Source organism: Kordiimonas sp. (assembly GCF_965216265.1).
In the GTDB taxonomy this organism is placed as follows: Bacteria; Pseudomonadota; Alphaproteobacteria; order Sphingomonadales; family Kordiimonadaceae; genus Kordiimonas.
This window is the reverse complement of record NZ_OZ244153.1, coordinates 2,241,856-2,255,780: the sequence shown is the minus strand read 5'-3', so window position 1 is coordinate 2,255,780 and position 13,925 is coordinate 2,241,856. Positions and strand designations below refer to the sequence as shown.

General features: G+C 56.0%; 18 protein-coding genes. 11 read left to right on the top strand and 7 right to left on the bottom strand.

What is annotated here, in order from left to right; translation table 11 throughout:
* Positions 1-42 precede the first annotated feature (42 nt).
* Entirely contained in the window at positions 43-1,155 is a 1,113-nt protein-coding gene (locus ACOOGA_RS10430) for a pyridoxal-phosphate dependent enzyme (protein ID WP_417459487.1), read from the bottom strand.
* A gap of 96 nt (positions 1,156-1,251) precedes the next feature.
* Here ACOOGA_RS10430 and ACOOGA_RS10425 point away from each other — a divergent pair, with 96 nt between their 5' ends.
* A complete protein-coding gene (locus ACOOGA_RS10425; protein WP_417459486.1) occupies positions 1,252-1,722 on the top strand; it encodes an Lrp/AsnC family transcriptional regulator in 471 nt (156 codons plus the stop codon).
* A 14-nt stretch (positions 1,723-1,736) separates the two neighbouring features.
* Here the strand turns inward: ACOOGA_RS10425 and ACOOGA_RS10420 are convergent, their stop codons facing one another.
* Positions 1,737-2,528: a thioesterase family protein gene (locus ACOOGA_RS10420; RefSeq protein ID WP_417459485.1), complete on the bottom strand. Its 792-nt coding sequence runs from the start codon at positions 2,526-2,528 to the stop codon at positions 1,737-1,739.
* Positions 2,529-2,746: 218 nt separating this feature from the next.
* On the opposite strand from ACOOGA_RS10420, the gene ACOOGA_RS10415 reads away from it, so the two are divergent.
* The 9 genes from ACOOGA_RS10415 to ACOOGA_RS10375 all read left to right on the top strand — a co-directional run bounded on the left by ACOOGA_RS10415 (position 2,747) and on the right by ACOOGA_RS10375 (position 9,276).
* Positions 2,747-3,358, top strand: a complete 612-nt coding sequence (locus tag ACOOGA_RS10415) for a ribonuclease D (RefSeq protein ID WP_417459484.1) — start codon at positions 2,747-2,749, stop codon at positions 3,356-3,358.
* A gap of 13 nt (positions 3,359-3,371) precedes the next feature.
* A complete protein-coding gene (gene lptC / locus ACOOGA_RS10410; RefSeq protein WP_420428616.1) occupies positions 3,372-4,130 on the top strand; it encodes an LPS export ABC transporter periplasmic protein LptC in 759 nt (252 codons plus the stop codon).
* An 8-nt stretch (positions 4,131-4,138) separates the two neighbouring features.
* Positions 4,139-4,684, top strand: coding sequence for an LptA/OstA family protein (locus ACOOGA_RS10405; protein WP_417459482.1), 546 nt, complete (start codon positions 4,139-4,141; stop codon positions 4,682-4,684).
* Positions 4,685-4,934: 250 nt separating this feature from the next.
* The gene (gene lptB / locus ACOOGA_RS10400; RefSeq protein ID WP_417459481.1) at positions 4,935-5,708 is read left to right on the top strand and encodes an LPS export ABC transporter ATP-binding protein; all 774 of its coding nucleotides are present in this window, start codon (positions 4,935-4,937) and stop codon (positions 5,706-5,708) included.
* 60 nt (positions 5,709-5,768) lie between these two features.
* A complete protein-coding gene (rpoN, locus tag ACOOGA_RS10395) occupies positions 5,769-7,301 on the top strand; it encodes an RNA polymerase factor sigma-54 (protein ID WP_420428614.1) in 1,533 nt (510 codons plus the stop codon).
* A 267-nt stretch (positions 7,302-7,568) separates the two neighbouring features.
* Positions 7,569-8,150, top strand: coding sequence for a ribosome hibernation-promoting factor, HPF/YfiA family (gene hpf, locus ACOOGA_RS10390; RefSeq protein ID WP_417459479.1), 582 nt, complete (start codon positions 7,569-7,571; stop codon positions 8,148-8,150).
* 83 nt (positions 8,151-8,233) lie between these two features.
* Complete coding sequence (gene ptsN, locus ACOOGA_RS10385; RefSeq protein ID WP_417459478.1) at positions 8,234-8,695, top strand: PTS IIA-like nitrogen regulatory protein PtsN; 462 nt, start codon at positions 8,234-8,236, stop codon at positions 8,693-8,695.
* Between the two features lie 87 nt (positions 8,696-8,782).
* Positions 8,783-9,004: a ribbon-helix-helix protein, CopG family gene (locus tag ACOOGA_RS10380; protein ID WP_417459477.1), complete on the top strand. Its 222-nt coding sequence runs from the start codon at positions 8,783-8,785 to the stop codon at positions 9,002-9,004.
* Positions 9,004-9,276 carry a hypothetical protein gene (locus ACOOGA_RS10375; RefSeq protein ID WP_417459476.1) on the top strand — a complete coding sequence of 91 codons (273 nt, stop codon included), beginning with the start codon at positions 9,004-9,006 and terminating at the stop codon, positions 9,274-9,276. Before ACOOGA_RS10380 ends, ACOOGA_RS10375 begins: the two co-directional genes overlap by 1 nt.
* A 10-nt stretch (positions 9,277-9,286) precedes the next feature.
* Here ACOOGA_RS10375 and truA read toward each other — a convergent pair whose 3' ends face one another.
* From truA to ACOOGA_RS10350, 5 genes are all read right to left on the bottom strand, one after another.
* Positions 9,287-10,033, bottom strand: a complete 747-nt coding sequence (gene truA / locus ACOOGA_RS10370; RefSeq protein WP_417459475.1) for a tRNA pseudouridine(38-40) synthase TruA — start codon at positions 10,031-10,033, stop codon at positions 9,287-9,289.
* A gap of 2 nt (positions 10,034-10,035) precedes the next feature.
* Positions 10,036-10,962, bottom strand: a complete 927-nt coding sequence (gene fmt, locus ACOOGA_RS10365) for a methionyl-tRNA formyltransferase (RefSeq protein ID WP_417459474.1) — start codon at positions 10,960-10,962, stop codon at positions 10,036-10,038.
* A gap of 24 nt (positions 10,963-10,986) precedes the next feature.
* On the bottom strand, positions 10,987-11,508 hold the full coding sequence (gene def, locus ACOOGA_RS10360) for a peptide deformylase (RefSeq protein WP_417459473.1): 522 nt from the start codon (positions 11,506-11,508) through the stop codon (positions 10,987-10,989).
* 76 nt (positions 11,509-11,584) lie between these two features.
* The gene (locus ACOOGA_RS10355) at positions 11,585-11,929 is read right to left on the bottom strand and encodes a DUF1491 family protein (protein WP_417459472.1); all 345 of its coding nucleotides are present in this window, start codon (positions 11,927-11,929) and stop codon (positions 11,585-11,587) included.
* A 41-nt stretch (positions 11,930-11,970) separates the two neighbouring features.
* Positions 11,971-12,312: a PilZ domain-containing protein gene (locus tag ACOOGA_RS10350; RefSeq protein WP_417459471.1), complete on the bottom strand. Its 342-nt coding sequence runs from the start codon at positions 12,310-12,312 to the stop codon at positions 11,971-11,973.
* Between the two features lie 209 nt (positions 12,313-12,521).
* On the opposite strand from ACOOGA_RS10350, the gene ACOOGA_RS10345 reads away from it, so the two are divergent.
* The gene (locus tag ACOOGA_RS10345; protein WP_417459470.1) at positions 12,522-13,919 is read left to right on the top strand and encodes a sigma-54-dependent transcriptional regulator; all 1,398 of its coding nucleotides are present in this window, start codon (positions 12,522-12,524) and stop codon (positions 13,917-13,919) included.
* Positions 13,920-13,925: the final 6 nt, after the last annotated feature.

The window sequence follows — 13,925 nt, the reverse complement described above, 5'->3', positions numbered from 1 at the left end:
GTCTTTCTTATATATAGAGATGAGCTTATTTGGGGTTGGGGTTTACGAGCATGGGGCGCTTTCAGCCCCTTCGGTTACAACACACAGGGGCCGGTCATTGCCGCCAAGCCTGCCTGTTTCAACATCGGAAAGGATGGCTGCATAACCCGCCGCACCCGAGGGGGTTGTGACCATACCAGAGCCATGAAGCGCCTGCACGGCGCGGACCGCGGCCTCATCGCTCACCGTATGGTAGTGCACATCAGCATGAGCCAGCACATCCACCGCAAGGCTTGAGGGAACCTTGCAGTCCAGTCGGTGCATGAGCGAGGCCCGCGGGTCTGCAACCACCGTCAGTCTGCCAGCACTTGCGCTTGCCCTCAGGCACGGCGCAACGTCAGGCTCAACGATGATGATGGTGGGCTGCATGGGCCAGTGCAGGCGAATGTAACGCGCGGTAGCGGCCGCAAAACTGCCCACACCCGCCTGCAAATAAACATGGGTGGGCCAGATGCCAGTGCCCGCAAACACCTGCTCCAGCTCGCTCGCCAGTATCTGGTATCCTTCCATCACAAGCGCGGGGGTAGTTTCGTCGTTTGCGATAGAAAAATCCGCCACGAGGAAAACCTTGTTACCCTTTGCGGCCTTTGCGGCATTCGCAGCGGCGGCACAGGCGTCTTCATAGGTGGTGCCCGCGATCACAGCCTCTGCGCCCAGACCTGCGAGGCGACGGGCGAAGCTTTCAGGCGCACTTTCCGGCAGGAACACCTTTGCGCGCACGCCAAATATCTGCGCGGCTTTTGCCACCGCCATACCGTGGTTGCCCGCGCTTGCGCACACGAGGGTCACACCGCTGAGCGCGGCGTTCTCTGCATCGCCAAGCCGCTCCATTGCGGGCCACAGCACCCGGCGCTGTTGGCCGAGAAGGCCAGCAAGAAGCTGCGCCACTGCATAGATGGCACCAAGGCCCTTGAAAGCACCAAGGCCCAGCCTGCCGGTTTCGTCCTTGATATATATGCCGCTGCCATTTGGCGCCTTCACGGTGATGAGCGGTGTTGGCGCATAAAGCGCACACTGCGCCATAGTCGCACGCGCCCGTGCAACATCCGGTTTGAACACAGTTTGATGGATTGAAGGTGAAACCTGCATAAGCGCGCCCTGTTGTTTGTCGGGCATGAATATACCGCGCTATGGCGATATATATTGCGCGCGCATTGCTATTTGTGTGACTATTTTTGATCATACAATGGCAAAAAGTGATCGATAGATATTATGATGACCGACCTTGACCATGCGGACCGTATCCTGCTTGCTGAATTGCAGCGGGACAGCACCACCTCGATCAACGACCTGGCGGATGCTTGCGGCCTTTCAACCCCTTCCGTGCAGCGCAGGCTCAAGAAACTCAGGGCATCCGGCGTGATTGAGCGCGAGATTGCGGTGCTGAACCAAAAAGCACTTGGGCAGGATATGACCTTCATCGTGCTGGTGGAGCTGGAACGTGAACGTATCGACCAGCTTGATGCTTTCCGCCGCATGGCAGCGAGGGAAAGCGCGGTTCAGCAGTGTTATTATGTGACCGGGGAGGCGGATTTTGTGCTTGTGTGCACGGCCGCAGACATGCAGGCGTTCGAGGCACTTACCCACCGCCTGTTTTTTGAAAATGGCAATGTGCGGCGCTTTCGCACCTCTGTTGTCATGAGCCGCACCAAGGTTGGCCTTGATGTGCCGGTGATGCCTTAACCCGCGCAAGAGCCCTATTCGAAATAGACCATGCACTGGCGGGAAAGGGCCACCAGTTCACCAGCTTCGGTAAACAGCATGCCTGATTGCTGGCTGTAGCCGTCCTTCGCTGCTTCAAGCGTATAATCAAGGTAGAACCAGTCGGCTTTCACGTCCGCCGGCGGCATGAGAAACTCAAGCGACCAGCTGAGCGAGCTTGCCATCACCGGTTTGTTGTAGTGCGACATCATCACCGGTGGCGGGATGTCCGCAAGGCCCACAAGCGCTTCTGCAGGGTAAGCGCTCATGTCGCTTTTGTGTTTCACCCACATGCCAAGGCGGCGGTCGCCTGTGTTCGACATGGGCACGCCGCCCCCGGTCCAGTGACCATCAAAATACTGCAGGAAGGGCGGCAGAAGGCGCCCGGCCCCCTGAAGAGGTGGCACGCTGTCACGCGGTTCCGGGTTGAACGCCACGTTGGGGGCTGCGGCTTTGGTGTCCCGCGCATCCCCAAAAGACGCCATGGCTTGCGCGCACACCGCATCACCCGCACGCACCTGCGATGTGGCTTGGGTGACATTACGCCCTTCACGCAGCACGCTTGAGACCACCTGTACTTCACCCGCAGGCGCGGGCCCCACAAAGGATACCATCAGCGAACGCATAGGCTTTGGTGTGCTCAGCGCCCTGTTCATGCCAGCCACCAGCAGGCCGCCCACAAGCCCGCCATATGCTGCGCGACCCTGCATCCAGCCTGGTGTCAGCGTTGCAACAGCATCCGCGCTGTCCACATCGCCGAGAATGTCGCCAAAAAGCCGTTCCTGCATGATCAAACCTTCCTGATAATCTGAACTTCATGTGCGCCTTAGAGGTAGCGTATTCTTTAGCTGTGGCAAGATTTCATTCCCGTATACCCGCCCTCACATGCGCAAATAAGTCACGGGTGCATATAGTCCTTTTTTCTGCCATAAGGGTCTCTATAATATGGACATTGCCTGACATATCCTGTCAGGAGAGCAGGCAAGCAAAAAGATTGGGAGACATCATGGCCATCCACTTCTACGAGGGCGACCTGCCAAGCGGGCTGGACTTTGGCGCGTCCGTCGCGATTGACAGCGAAACCATGGGCCTTCTGCCTCACCGGGACAGGCTCTGTGTGGTGCAGCTTTCAAGCGGGGACGGCAATGCTCACCTCGTGCGCTTCAAAAAGGGCATGTATGATGCCCCGAACCTGAAGGCGCTGCTGACCAATCCGGATGTGCTCAAGATCTTCCATTTCGCGCGTTTTGATGTGGCTGTGATGAAAGCTTATCTGGGTGTGGACACGGCGCCGATATACTGCACCAAGATCGCCAGCAAACTTGTGCGCACCTATACGGACCGTCACGGCCTCAAGGACCTGTGCCGCGAGCTTGCCGGTGTGGACCTTGATAAACAGCAGCAATCAAGCGACTGGGGTGCGGACGAGATATCAGACGCGCAAAAAGACTATGCGGCCTCTGATGTGCTTTACCTGCATGCCTGCAAGGAAAAGCTTGATATGATGCTGGCACGCGAGGGGCGTACAGCTCTGGCCGAAGCCGCTTTCGCTTTTCTGCCGACCCGCGCCGCGCTCGACCTCAAGGGGTTTGAGCCGATGGATATTTTCTCGCACTAAGGCAAATGAGTTGATGTCGCAGATGAAGTCTGAACATTTTGGCAGCGCTACCACGGCACGGGAACGCGCGCGTGCGGCCTTGGGGCCGATGAAGATCGTGCCCGTCGGGCGCCACTGGGACAGCTTCATTATTGTCATGCGGCTTGTGCTACCCATCTGCGCGCTGGTGCTGGGCAGTGTTACCATTCTATGGCCCTTCATCAATGAAACCGAGGTCAGCTTCACTCTCTCACGCGAGGAAGTGGCCAAAACCTCAAGCGTCGTGCATATGACCAACTTGCGCTATGTGGGCACAGATACGGGCAACCGCCTGTTCCGCATTGAAGCCAGCGCTGGCCAGCAGGAAGATGCAAACGCGCCCATAATTCGGCTAAGCGATATCCGTGCGCGAATGGAGTTGCAGCCCGACCTGCCCGCCTTTGTGCATGCCCGCACCGGCATATACCGCATGAAAGAAAGCACGCTTGAACTTATCGGCGGCGTTTCTGTGCGGTCTGCGGCAGGTTATCAACTGGAGATGGACGGCGCGGAAGTGGACCTCAAGGCCCACACAGCCAAAGGCACCGGCAAAATCAAAGGCGCGTCTGAGTTGGGACAGCTTGAAGCTGGCAGCATGGAAGTGCTGATCGATACCCACGAAGGTGTTTTTGAGGGCGGCGTCAGGCTGCACCTTGTGCCCCAACGTCCGGCGCAGGACGGCCCCAAAGCGCCACGGCTTACCAGCCAGCCAAGCAATACACCCAACAGCGAAACCGAGTTCGCAGGCACATGAGAACAGATATGAAAAAGCTTTTCCAAAAAGTCAGCCTAGCCACTGCAATCCTGACTGCTACCCTGTGTGCAATGGCATCACCTTTGCTGGCGCAATCGGTTCTCAAAAGCCATGACACCTATCAGGCCATTGATATCTCTGCCGAACGGCTGGAGATGAAACAAAAAGAAGGCCGGGCTATTTTCAAGGGTGCTGTGACTGTCAAGCAAGGCAAAATGACCCTGAACGCGGATACGCTGACTGTGTTTTACCAGGCTGAAAACGGCGTGGAAAACCCGTCAATCTCCCGGCTCGATGCTGAAGGGTCGGTCACACTCACCTCCGCCAGTGAAACACTGAGCGGTGAATGGGGCGTTTATGATGTGGACCGGCGGTTGATCACGCTGGGCGGTGATGTTGTGTTCACACAGGGCGATTCTACACTCAGGGGCAACCGGCTTGAGTTCGACCTCGTCTCAGGCCTCGCGAAGCTGGATGGCAACGCCAGCGAAGACGGCCGTGTGCGTGGCCAGTTTAGCGTGCCTTCCGCCAAGAAGCCGGACGAAAAGCAATAAAATTCAGCCTGCCATCGCAAAACCAGCTTCACTGCGCTAATGCAAACTGAGCGCGGCAATGCGGCTGGCCACAAGCCTTATTGATTAAGATAATACCAGCTGAAACCATTGCTTTTCACTGGCGTGATGCCCATGTTCATGGTTTATTGAGGGTGGCTTATGCATAAAATGAGCCAAACGGGAAAGCAGGTCTTCCGGCGCTTTTAAGTGCCGGGCTGGGAAGGCCCCGCAAAAGGGATGGTTAGCGAGTATGGATGGCAGCGAAAGCAGTCAACAAACAAAAGGGCCAGACGCCAATGCTGGCGAAGGGTTGCATGTTTGCGGTATCGGCAAAGCCTATAGTGGACGGCCGGTCTTAAGGGACGTATCCCTTTCCGTGCACCGGGGCGAGGTTGTCGGGCTTCTGGGGCCAAATGGCGCCGGTAAAACCACATGCTTTTATTCCATCACCGGGCTGATCGCCCCTGACCGGGGCCGGGTTGAGCTTGACGGTGTTGAAATCACCCATCTGCCCATGTACCGCAGGGCACGGCTTGGCATCGGATACCTGCCGCAGGAAACATCAATCTTCCGCGGCATGACAGTAGAAGAAAACATCCGCGCTATCCTGGAAGTGGTTGAGAAAGACCGCGCGCTCAGAGACGCGATGCTCAACGAACTTCTGGAAGAATTCTCCATCGCGCACCTTCGCAACACACCCGCACTTGCGCTTTCAGGCGGGGAGCGTCGGCGCTGCGAAATCGCGCGCGCGCTGGCGGCACGCCCAAGCTTTGTGTTGCTTGACGAACCCTTTGCAGGCATCGACCCGATCGCCATCGCCGACATTCGTGACCTGACCGCGCACCTTAAAGACCGGGGCATCGGTGTGTTGATCACCGATCACAACGTGCGCGAGACGCTCGATATCATTGACCGCGCTTATATTATTTACGACGGCCATGTGCTGTTTGAAGGCAACGCAGAGGCCGTGCTCAAGGACCCGGATGTCAGACGGGTTTATTTGGGTGAAAGCTTTAGCCTTTAAGGAGGACCAACTGTGGCCTTAACGCCAAGGCTTGATCTTAGACAGAGCCAGCAGCTGGTGATGACACCCCAGCTGCAGCAGGCGATCAAGCTATTGCAGCTCAATAATCTGGAACTTGCCGACTATGTCGCGCAAGAGGTTGAGCGCAACCCGCTTCTTGAGGTAGGCGAACCGGGTGACGGCGGTGTTCCCGGCGACGATGGCGGTGAGCACGGCGGCACCGCAAATGATGAATACCTGCGCGAAGGTGGTGATGGTGGCGGGGACGGCTCTGACGGCATTGTCGCCGCTGACCGGGGCCTTGATAGCGCGACAGACACCTCATCCAGCGCGGATTCCGCCCTTGATACTGATTATGAAACCAATCTTTACAACAGTGATGCAGCGCCAGACCGCGTGAGCACGGAAACCAGCTCCGGCAGCCTTTCTTATGATGGCGGCGGTGCGATTAAAGGCAGCGGCGGCGGGTTTGACGACCGTGGGCTTGATCAAACGCTCGAGGGCGAAGAAAACCTGCATGATTTCCTCTTGCGCCAGATGGCCGTGGCGGTACAGAACCCCGCTGACCGTCTGATTGCCACCCATATGATCGACCTTGTGGACGAAGCAGGCTATCTGAATGCCGCTGACCTTGGCGAGATTGCCGAGCGGTTGGGCTGTGAAGATGTAGATGTGGACCGCGTACTCACTGTGATGCAGACGCTTGAACCTTCAGGTGTGTTTGCCCGCAGCCTCGGCGAATGCCTTGCCATTCAACTGCAGGAGCTGGACCGCTTTGACCCGGCCATGGAAGCGCTGATTGATAACCTTGAGCTGTTGGCCAAGCGCGACATGGTGGCGCTCAAGCGCATCTGCGGCGTGGACCAGGACGATATCGCCGATATGGTCAAGGAAATCCGCGCGCTGAACCCCAAACCGGGGCTGGCGTACGGTGGCACGTCCGTGCAGCCTGTGGTGCCGGATATCTTTGTGCAAAAGAACCGCGCCGGCAGCTGGATTGTGGAACTGAACACCGACACCCTGCCCAAGGTGCTTGTAAACCAGCAGTACCTGACAGAGCTTTCCGATGTGGGCGGCAGCAAAGAAGCCAAAACCTTCGTCTCCGACTGTGTATCTTCCGCGAACTGGCTGGTGAAGGCACTTGACCAGCGCGCGCGCACCATTCTCAAGGTTTCAACGGCGCTGGTGAAAACACAGAGCCATTTTTTCGAGCATGGCGTGCGATTCCTCAAGCCCCTTACGCTCAAGGATATCGCGGACGAGATCAACATGCATGAAAGCACGGTCTCCCGCGTGACCAACAACAAATTCATGTCGTGCCCACGCGGTATGTTTGAGCTGAAGTATTTTTTCACCTCGTCCATCTCGTCAGGCGACGGTGGGGACGCGCACTCGTCCGAGTCGGTAAAATTCCGCCTGAAAGAGCTTATCGACGCTGAAAGCCCGAAAAAAATCCTCTCTGACGATAAATTGGTTGTGATGATGCAGGCCGAAGGCATCGATATCGCACGCCGTACGGTGGCCAAATATCGTGAGGCGTTACGCATCCCGTCATCGGTACAACGCAGGCGCCTCAAGAACATGGGCTCGTGAGTCGCTCATAGCTTTCCAAAAAGCCACCAAAAAAGCGCTCACCAAATCCCGTTTAGTTTCAAAAATTTGACATAAATCATTTCCCATTAACCACACTTAAACCATCTTTTGTGGTAGGCTGATTTAGTCGGCCGCAATGGTCGTCAGCGACCCCGGTGTCAAACGGGGACAGGCACCGGAAATACCGTGTCGCAACGCGGGCTACCACGGCTCGTATTGTCAATAAAGCTGCCTCCCCGGCAGCTGTAGAAAGGATGATTGGCACCTATGGATATCAATGTTACCGGACGGAAAATGAATGTAGGCGCAGCACTCACCAGCCATGTTGAAGAACGCCTCGAAGCAGTCGCAGAAAAATATTTCAGCCGCACCATTGATTCAACAACCACATTCGTGAAAGAAGGGCACCTCTACCGAGTAGACATATCGCTTCACGCCAATCAAGGAATCAGCCTTCAGGCTAGAGGAGAGGCGGACGAGCCCTACGTCGCATTTGAGAACGCGACAGAGAAAATAGAAAAACAGTTGCGTCGATACAAACGACGCCTTAAGAACCACCACCACGCTCCGCAGCGCGATGTGGCCCTTGAGTTGGCCCGCGATACAGTTATCGCGCCGGAGACGGAAGATGACACTGAAGCCCTCAATGGGGCAGATGATCAGCCGATCATCATCGCAGAGAGCAAAAAAGAAATTCCGCTCGTATCTGTGGGTGATGCCGTGATGCTGATGGACTTGGCAGATGCCAATGCTTTTGTCTTCCGCAACCGGAAAAGTGAGACGCTAGAGGTGGTTTACCGCCGCCAGGACGGCAATATCGGGTGGATAAGCCCGGGCACAGCCGCCTAAACAGGCCCGCGGTAAGCGAATAGGAATAAGCCAGAGAGGTCCACCGGACCCAACCATGGTTGGGTCCGGACGAAAGAGAGATCATGGAGATCGAAGATTTGTTGTCGGCTGAGCATGTACTCGCCGATTTTAGAGCATCGAGTAAAAAACAGACTATTCAGGCACTGTCCCGCAAACTTGCGGACACGTTAGAGCTTGATAGCCGTATGGTATTCGACAAGCTCCTGGAACGTGAACGACTTGGCAGCACAGGTGTTGGCAAGGGCGTTGCTATTCCGCACGCCCGCATTGATGGTCTTGAGCGCATCACCGGCCTTTTTGCCCGACTCGCCAACCCGATCGATTTTGACAGCGTGGATGATGTACCCGTGGATATCGTGTTCATGCTGCTCGCGCCCACAGACGCAGGTGCTGATCACCTGAAAGCGCTTGCGCGCATCTCGCGCCTGCTCCGGGACGAAAAAACATTGTCCAAACTGCGCGTGACCGCAGACGCCAGCGCTCTCTACGCCATGCTGGCGCAACCAGCGTCCAACGCGGCTTAACGGCGTCGCCTTGAATATTCCGTAATTTTGCAGTATATATGCAGTATGTAGTGAGTTGAAAATCACTGTGTATATAGGAGTGAAGTTATGTCCCGATTAACGCTTGATCTGTCCAAAGATGTCGACAATCGCCTGACCGAGATTGCGAAACGCGAAGGCATCAGCAAAGCAGAAGCCATGCGCCGGGCATTCGCGCTTCTTGCCATGGCGGATACAGAGAAAAGCAAGGGTAATTCACTGGGCATTGTCAGGGAAACCCAGGACGATCCTTCAAAGTTTGATGTCCTTGGCCGGGTTGTCGGAATCTGATGAGCGGTAATCAAACCAGTGCTGGCGCAAGCTTTGACATAGACCAATATGCGCCCGAGGGTTCAGTCACATCTGTAGACGAAACCGAACGGCTCAAGCTTGCCCGCCAAGTTTTGATTGTCATGGCAATAATAATCGCGGGAGTTTTTATTGGTTGGGCGTTTGCTCCAGATAATGCTGCCCTCAAGGCGATCTTCGAGCTCATTAAAATCGGTGCTTTACCGCTGATAACCTTGATCGTCTCGTTTTATTTCCCCAACGCCAACAAATGACGTTTCTGAACTAGTCAGAAAACTCGACCCGCACAAAATAGAGCCCATCAGGCGGCGCGTTGAAGCCAAGCGCCTGACGATCGCGTGCGTCCAGCGCCGCTTTCACATCTGCCTTGCTCCATTTGCCTTCGCCCACAAGCTTGAGCGTACCGGTGATGGACCTGATCTGGTGATGCAGGAACGAGCGCGCGCCAGCGTGCACACGCACTTCATCACCTTCGCGCTCAACCTTCAGGTAATCCATGGTCTTGACCGGGCTTTTCGCCTGACACTGTACATGTCGGAAAGTTGTGAAGTCGTGCTGACCAACTAATACCTGGGCCGCGTCATGCATCGCGTCCGCGTCCAGTGGGGTTTTCACATGCCACTTGAGGCCCCGATCAAATGTGAGCGGCGCGCGGCGGTTTGCAATACGGTAGGTATAGTGGCGCTTCAGCGCATCAAAACGCGCATTGAAGCTTTCATGAACTTCTTCAACCTTCACAACCGCCACCGTGTTGGGTTTCAGGTGAAAATTAAGCGCGCCCTGAAGCTGGTCTGAACTCATCACGCGCTCGAGGTCAACATGGGCGACCTGCCCAAGCGCGTGCACGCCCGCGTCCGTCCGCCCTGATCCGGTAACCCGGATCGCCTCGTGTGGCGCAAAAACCTTGAAGGCATCCTCAAGCGCCGCCTGTACCGACGGCCCGTTGTCCTGGCGCTGCCAGCCTACAAAGGGGCGGCCGTCATATTCAATGGTAAGCTTAAAGCGTTGCATAGTTAGTCGCCTTGGCCAACTTTTTTGCCCGAAGGCAACGTGAAGCCACGCAGGATATCTTCGCGCGCCATAGGTCCCTTGCCCGCACGCTGTGCACGGTCAATGCGATAAGCACCCTCGCCGCAGGCTATCAGCATCTCATCATCAAGGCACACCCCCGGCTCGCCCGACCTATCCTCTACGACCGTGCCAGCAAGGACTTTGAAGCGCTCCCCGTTCATCTCTGTCCAGGCACCGGGGAAGGGGCAAAGGCCACGTACATGGCGGTCAATTTCCGCCGCACTTCTATGCCACACTATTCTGGCCTCCGATTTCTCGATTTTATGAGCATATGTAACGCCTTCAGCCGCTTGTGGCACCGCCACAGCCGTGCCCCGCTTTAGCCCCATAACCGCCTCACCAATGAGGCTTGCGCCCAACTCCGCCAGCCGGTCGTGCAGGTCAAGTGTAGTGTCGCGGGGGCCGATGTCTGTCTCCGCAAACGCAAGCACAGGGCCTGTATCAAGCCCAGCTTCCATCTGCATGATGCAAACACCCGTCTTCTCGTCGCCCGCCATGATCGCCCGGTGAATGGGCGCTGCCCCACGCCAGCGAGGCAGCAGGCTCGCGTGTACATTCACACAACCATATTTTGGGGTATCCAGAACGACTTGCGGCAGGATCTGGCCGAACGCCACCACTACTGCAACATCTGCGTTGAGGCTCGCAAATTCGGCTTGCGCATCAGAGTCGCGCATTGATTTTGGTGTGAAAACCTTCAGCCCTTCGGCTTCGGCAAAGGCATGCACGGGCGATGGTTTGAGTTTTTTGCCGCGGCCCGCAGGCGCTGGCGGCTGGCTATAAACCCCGATAACGTCATGGCCTGCGGCAATGAGCGCCTTCAGGGTTGGGAGGGCAAATTCTGGTGTGCCCATAAAAGCAACGCGCATTATGCCCTCCAAAACGTTGGGAAATTAAAGAATAGTGGCGTCTTTCGTCGCCTTGCGGACCTTCTTGATGATCATATTGCGTTTCAGCTTTGAGAGATAATCAATAAAAACCACACCGTTCAGGTGGTCGATCTCATGCTGTACGCACGTGGCCTTAAGGCCTTCCATCAATTCTTCCTGCTCTTTTCCGTGATAGTCGAAATACCGCACCTTCACGCTGGCAGGACGCTCAACCTCGGCATAGTGCTCCGGCACCGAGAGGCAGCCCTCATTATAAACGCTAAACTCCTCAGATTCCCAAGTGACCTCAGGGTTAACGAGGAATATAGGCTGGCGGCCTTCCTCTTCATCGCCTTCCGTATCAAGCACAATCACACGCTTTGGCACCGCAACCTGGATCGCGGCCAGGCCAATACCGGGCGCGTCATACATGGTTTCAAGCATATTATCCATCAACCGGCGCAGGTCATCATCAACCTGCCCAACAGGGTCGGACAAGGTTTTGAGAAGCGGGTCAGGTACGTTGATAATATCAAGCTTGGTCATTCTTGGTTCCAAATAATCGGCGTTTGTCCCGCATTACCTATGGTTGGTGCCTGCATCCGTCAAGCCGAAAGCGGCATCAGAAGTCTGAAATTGGCGCATCCGGGCTGTATTCACCCGCCATATCCTCGATCTCAACAACCCACAGGTCATTATCGAATGATCGCTTTTTGGCTATACGGGCGTCTGCATCCACTTCCGCCTCGCCACCTTCGGGGCCAAGACGACGCCAGATTTTCTCGCCATCAAAGTTGCGGGACTGCTCAAACGTCAGCACGCCTGCGCCAAAACGGTTTATCTTTAGAAGGATACCCCCGCGCGCCTCATCACCTTTCGCCACCACAAAAGCAGGCATGTGGTTGATATGGCAGGTGCGCACATGCGCATCCACCCAAAGGCGAGAGGTTAATCTGTTTTCAGTCATAAGGGGATATGGCGTGCGAGCAGGAAATTGGTCAAGCCGAATTATTCCTGAGGCTCGTCATCAAGCCCGAGAATATGTAGCCTGTCGCGGAACATTGTACGAATGTGTTCCTCATCCACCTCAAAGGTAACACCGAGCGACTCGCCCTTTGTCCAGGCTACGCGCGCAGGGATATCACCGCGCTCTGCCACCGCGAGGGTGATTTTTGTGCCTTCCTTGAGCGGCAGGTCAACCCGCACACGGGCGCCGCCAAGCGACAGATTCCATATCTGGCAGGCAACCCTGTGTTTGCCCACCACAAGTTTTGCCGGCCACAAAACAGACCGCCGCCGATGCGCACGGTTGTCCCGGCCTTGCTCTGGATCTGATTTTTCCTGCGCCATATTCTGCGCCCTTTTCAGCGTTGAAACGGCATTTTTGCCTGAGAGATACAGAAAGTCTAGCTCAGTTGGGTAAATCAAACGTCACCAACAAGTTAGAATTTTCAACAAACTCCATATTAACCTTCATGGCGTAAGCCTTTGCTGTCGCTTGTATGCAAGCTTAACATTCGCTACCAAAGGCGAAGGGATTATTTTGGGGAAAGCACCGCGTGGCAGAAGAAGCCAGTATTCTTATCATTGAGGACAGCCCGACACTCGCGCTCACGTACCGCGAATATCTGCGCTCCCTTGGGCTGCCGATAGAAATTGCTGAAACCGGCACCGATGCGCTCGCCCATATCGAGGCCGCAAACCCAACCGTCATCCTGCTGGACCTCATGCTGCCGGATATGGACGGGCTTGATATCCTCAAACGCGTCAAAGCCGAGAAAAACGAAGCAAGGGTGATTGTGATCACCGCCCATGGTTCGGTGAAGGTCGCCGTTGAGGCAATTCAAGAAGGCGCGACCGACTTTCTGCTCAAACCCTTTGCTGCTGAACGACTGGTAACAACGGTTAAAAACGCGCTTGAAATTCACCGCCTTGCCGGGCTTGTGGAACAGTTTGCCGGTGGCCGCGCCAAGCAGTTTGACCGCTTTATCGGCAATAGCGCACCTATGCTGGCGGTTTACCGCATGATTGAGGATTGCGCTGCATCAAAGGCATCCGTATTCATCATGGGTGCGTCAGGCACAGGTAAGGAACTGTGCGCGGAATCGGTACACAACCAAAGCCCGCGCAAGGACAAACGTTTTGTTGCCCTGAACTGCGCTGCCATCCCCGCCAACCTGATCGAAAGCGAGATTTTCGGCCACAAAAAGGGAGCATTTACAGGTGCCTCAACAGACAGGGATGGGGCGGCGGTCACCGCCGACGGTGGCACGCTCTTCCTTGATGAAATTTGCGAGATGCCTCTCGACCTGCAGGCTAAATTATTACGGTTTATCCAAACTGGCCAGGTTGTGCCCGTTGGCAGCAACACGCCCCGCGACGTGAATGTGCGTTTTGTCTGCGCCACCAACCGCACACCGTGGGAGGAGGTTGAGGCCGGACGGTTCCGGGAGGATCTTTATTACCGACTTCACGTGGTGCCTATCCACCTACCGCCCTTGGCGGAACGCGGGCAGGATGTTCTGCTGATCGCAAGGCATCTGCTGGCCCAATATGCCGAAGAAGAAGACAAGGATTTCGACCGCATAGAGCCTGACGCGGAAGCCCGGCTGATGGCGCACAGCTGGCCCGGCAACGTACGGGAGCTGGGTAATGTGATCCATAGCGCCGTGGTACTTAACGAAGGCCCTGCGCTCACCGCCCCAATGCTTGAGCGCCTGATGGGCCCCTCGCGACGGTTATCCGCGGCCAGACCTCAAAATTCTGAGGGTGTTGCAGCCAATCAAACCCCGATCCCATCACCTGTTTCAAACGAGATTGAACCGCTCGCGGTAAGCGAGCGAAAGTTGATCGAACGTGCGATTGAACTTTCTGGCGGCAAGGTACGCGCGGCCGCCAAAAAGCTGGAGGTCAACCCTTCCACGCTTTACCGCAAGATCAAGGAATGGGAAGACTAGAGGCGC

Excerpts from the sequence above, each read along its gene's own strand:
- ACOOGA_RS10425 (WP_417459486.1), top strand. The coding sequence starts at position 1,252 with ATGATGACCGACCTTGACCATGCGGACCGTATCCTGCTTGCTGAATTG.
- ACOOGA_RS10350 (WP_417459471.1), bottom strand. The coding sequence starts at position 12,312 with ATGGCGCAGGAAAAATCAGATCCAGAGCAAGGCCGGGACAACCGTGCG.
- ACOOGA_RS10415 (WP_417459484.1), top strand. The coding sequence starts at position 2,747 with ATGGCCATCCACTTCTACGAGGGCGACCTGCCAAGCGGGCTGGACTTT.
- ACOOGA_RS10430 (WP_417459487.1), bottom strand. The coding sequence starts at position 1,155 with ATGCCCGACAAACAACAGGGCGCGCTTATGCAGGTTTCACCTTCAATC.
- ptsN (WP_417459478.1), top strand. The coding sequence starts at position 8,234 with ATGGAGATCGAAGATTTGTTGTCGGCTGAGCATGTACTCGCCGATTTT.
- ACOOGA_RS10375 (WP_417459476.1), top strand. The coding sequence starts at position 9,004 with ATGAGCGGTAATCAAACCAGTGCTGGCGCAAGCTTTGACATAGACCAA.
- ACOOGA_RS10420 (WP_417459485.1), bottom strand. The coding sequence starts at position 2,528 with ATGCAGGAACGGCTTTTTGGCGACATTCTCGGCGATGTGGACAGCGCG.
- def (WP_417459473.1), bottom strand. The coding sequence starts at position 11,508 with ATGACCAAGCTTGATATTATCAACGTACCTGACCCGCTTCTCAAAACC.
- ACOOGA_RS10405 (WP_417459482.1), top strand. The coding sequence starts at position 4,139 with ATGAAAAAGCTTTTCCAAAAAGTCAGCCTAGCCACTGCAATCCTGACT.
- rpoN (WP_420428614.1), top strand. The coding sequence starts at position 5,769 with ATGACACCCCAGCTGCAGCAGGCGATCAAGCTATTGCAGCTCAATAAT.
- hpf (WP_417459479.1), top strand. The coding sequence starts at position 7,569 with ATGGATATCAATGTTACCGGACGGAAAATGAATGTAGGCGCAGCACTC.
- fmt (WP_417459474.1), bottom strand. The coding sequence starts at position 10,962 with ATGCGCGTTGCTTTTATGGGCACACCAGAATTTGCCCTCCCAACCCTG.
- ACOOGA_RS10380 (WP_417459477.1), top strand. The coding sequence starts at position 8,783 with ATGTCCCGATTAACGCTTGATCTGTCCAAAGATGTCGACAATCGCCTG.
- lptC (WP_420428616.1), top strand. The coding sequence starts at position 3,372 with ATGTCGCAGATGAAGTCTGAACATTTTGGCAGCGCTACCACGGCACGG.
- ACOOGA_RS10355 (WP_417459472.1), bottom strand. The coding sequence starts at position 11,929 with ATGACTGAAAACAGATTAACCTCTCGCCTTTGGGTGGATGCGCATGTG.
- lptB (WP_417459481.1), top strand. The coding sequence starts at position 4,935 with ATGGATGGCAGCGAAAGCAGTCAACAAACAAAAGGGCCAGACGCCAAT.
- truA (WP_417459475.1), bottom strand. The coding sequence starts at position 10,033 with ATGCAACGCTTTAAGCTTACCATTGAATATGACGGCCGCCCCTTTGTA.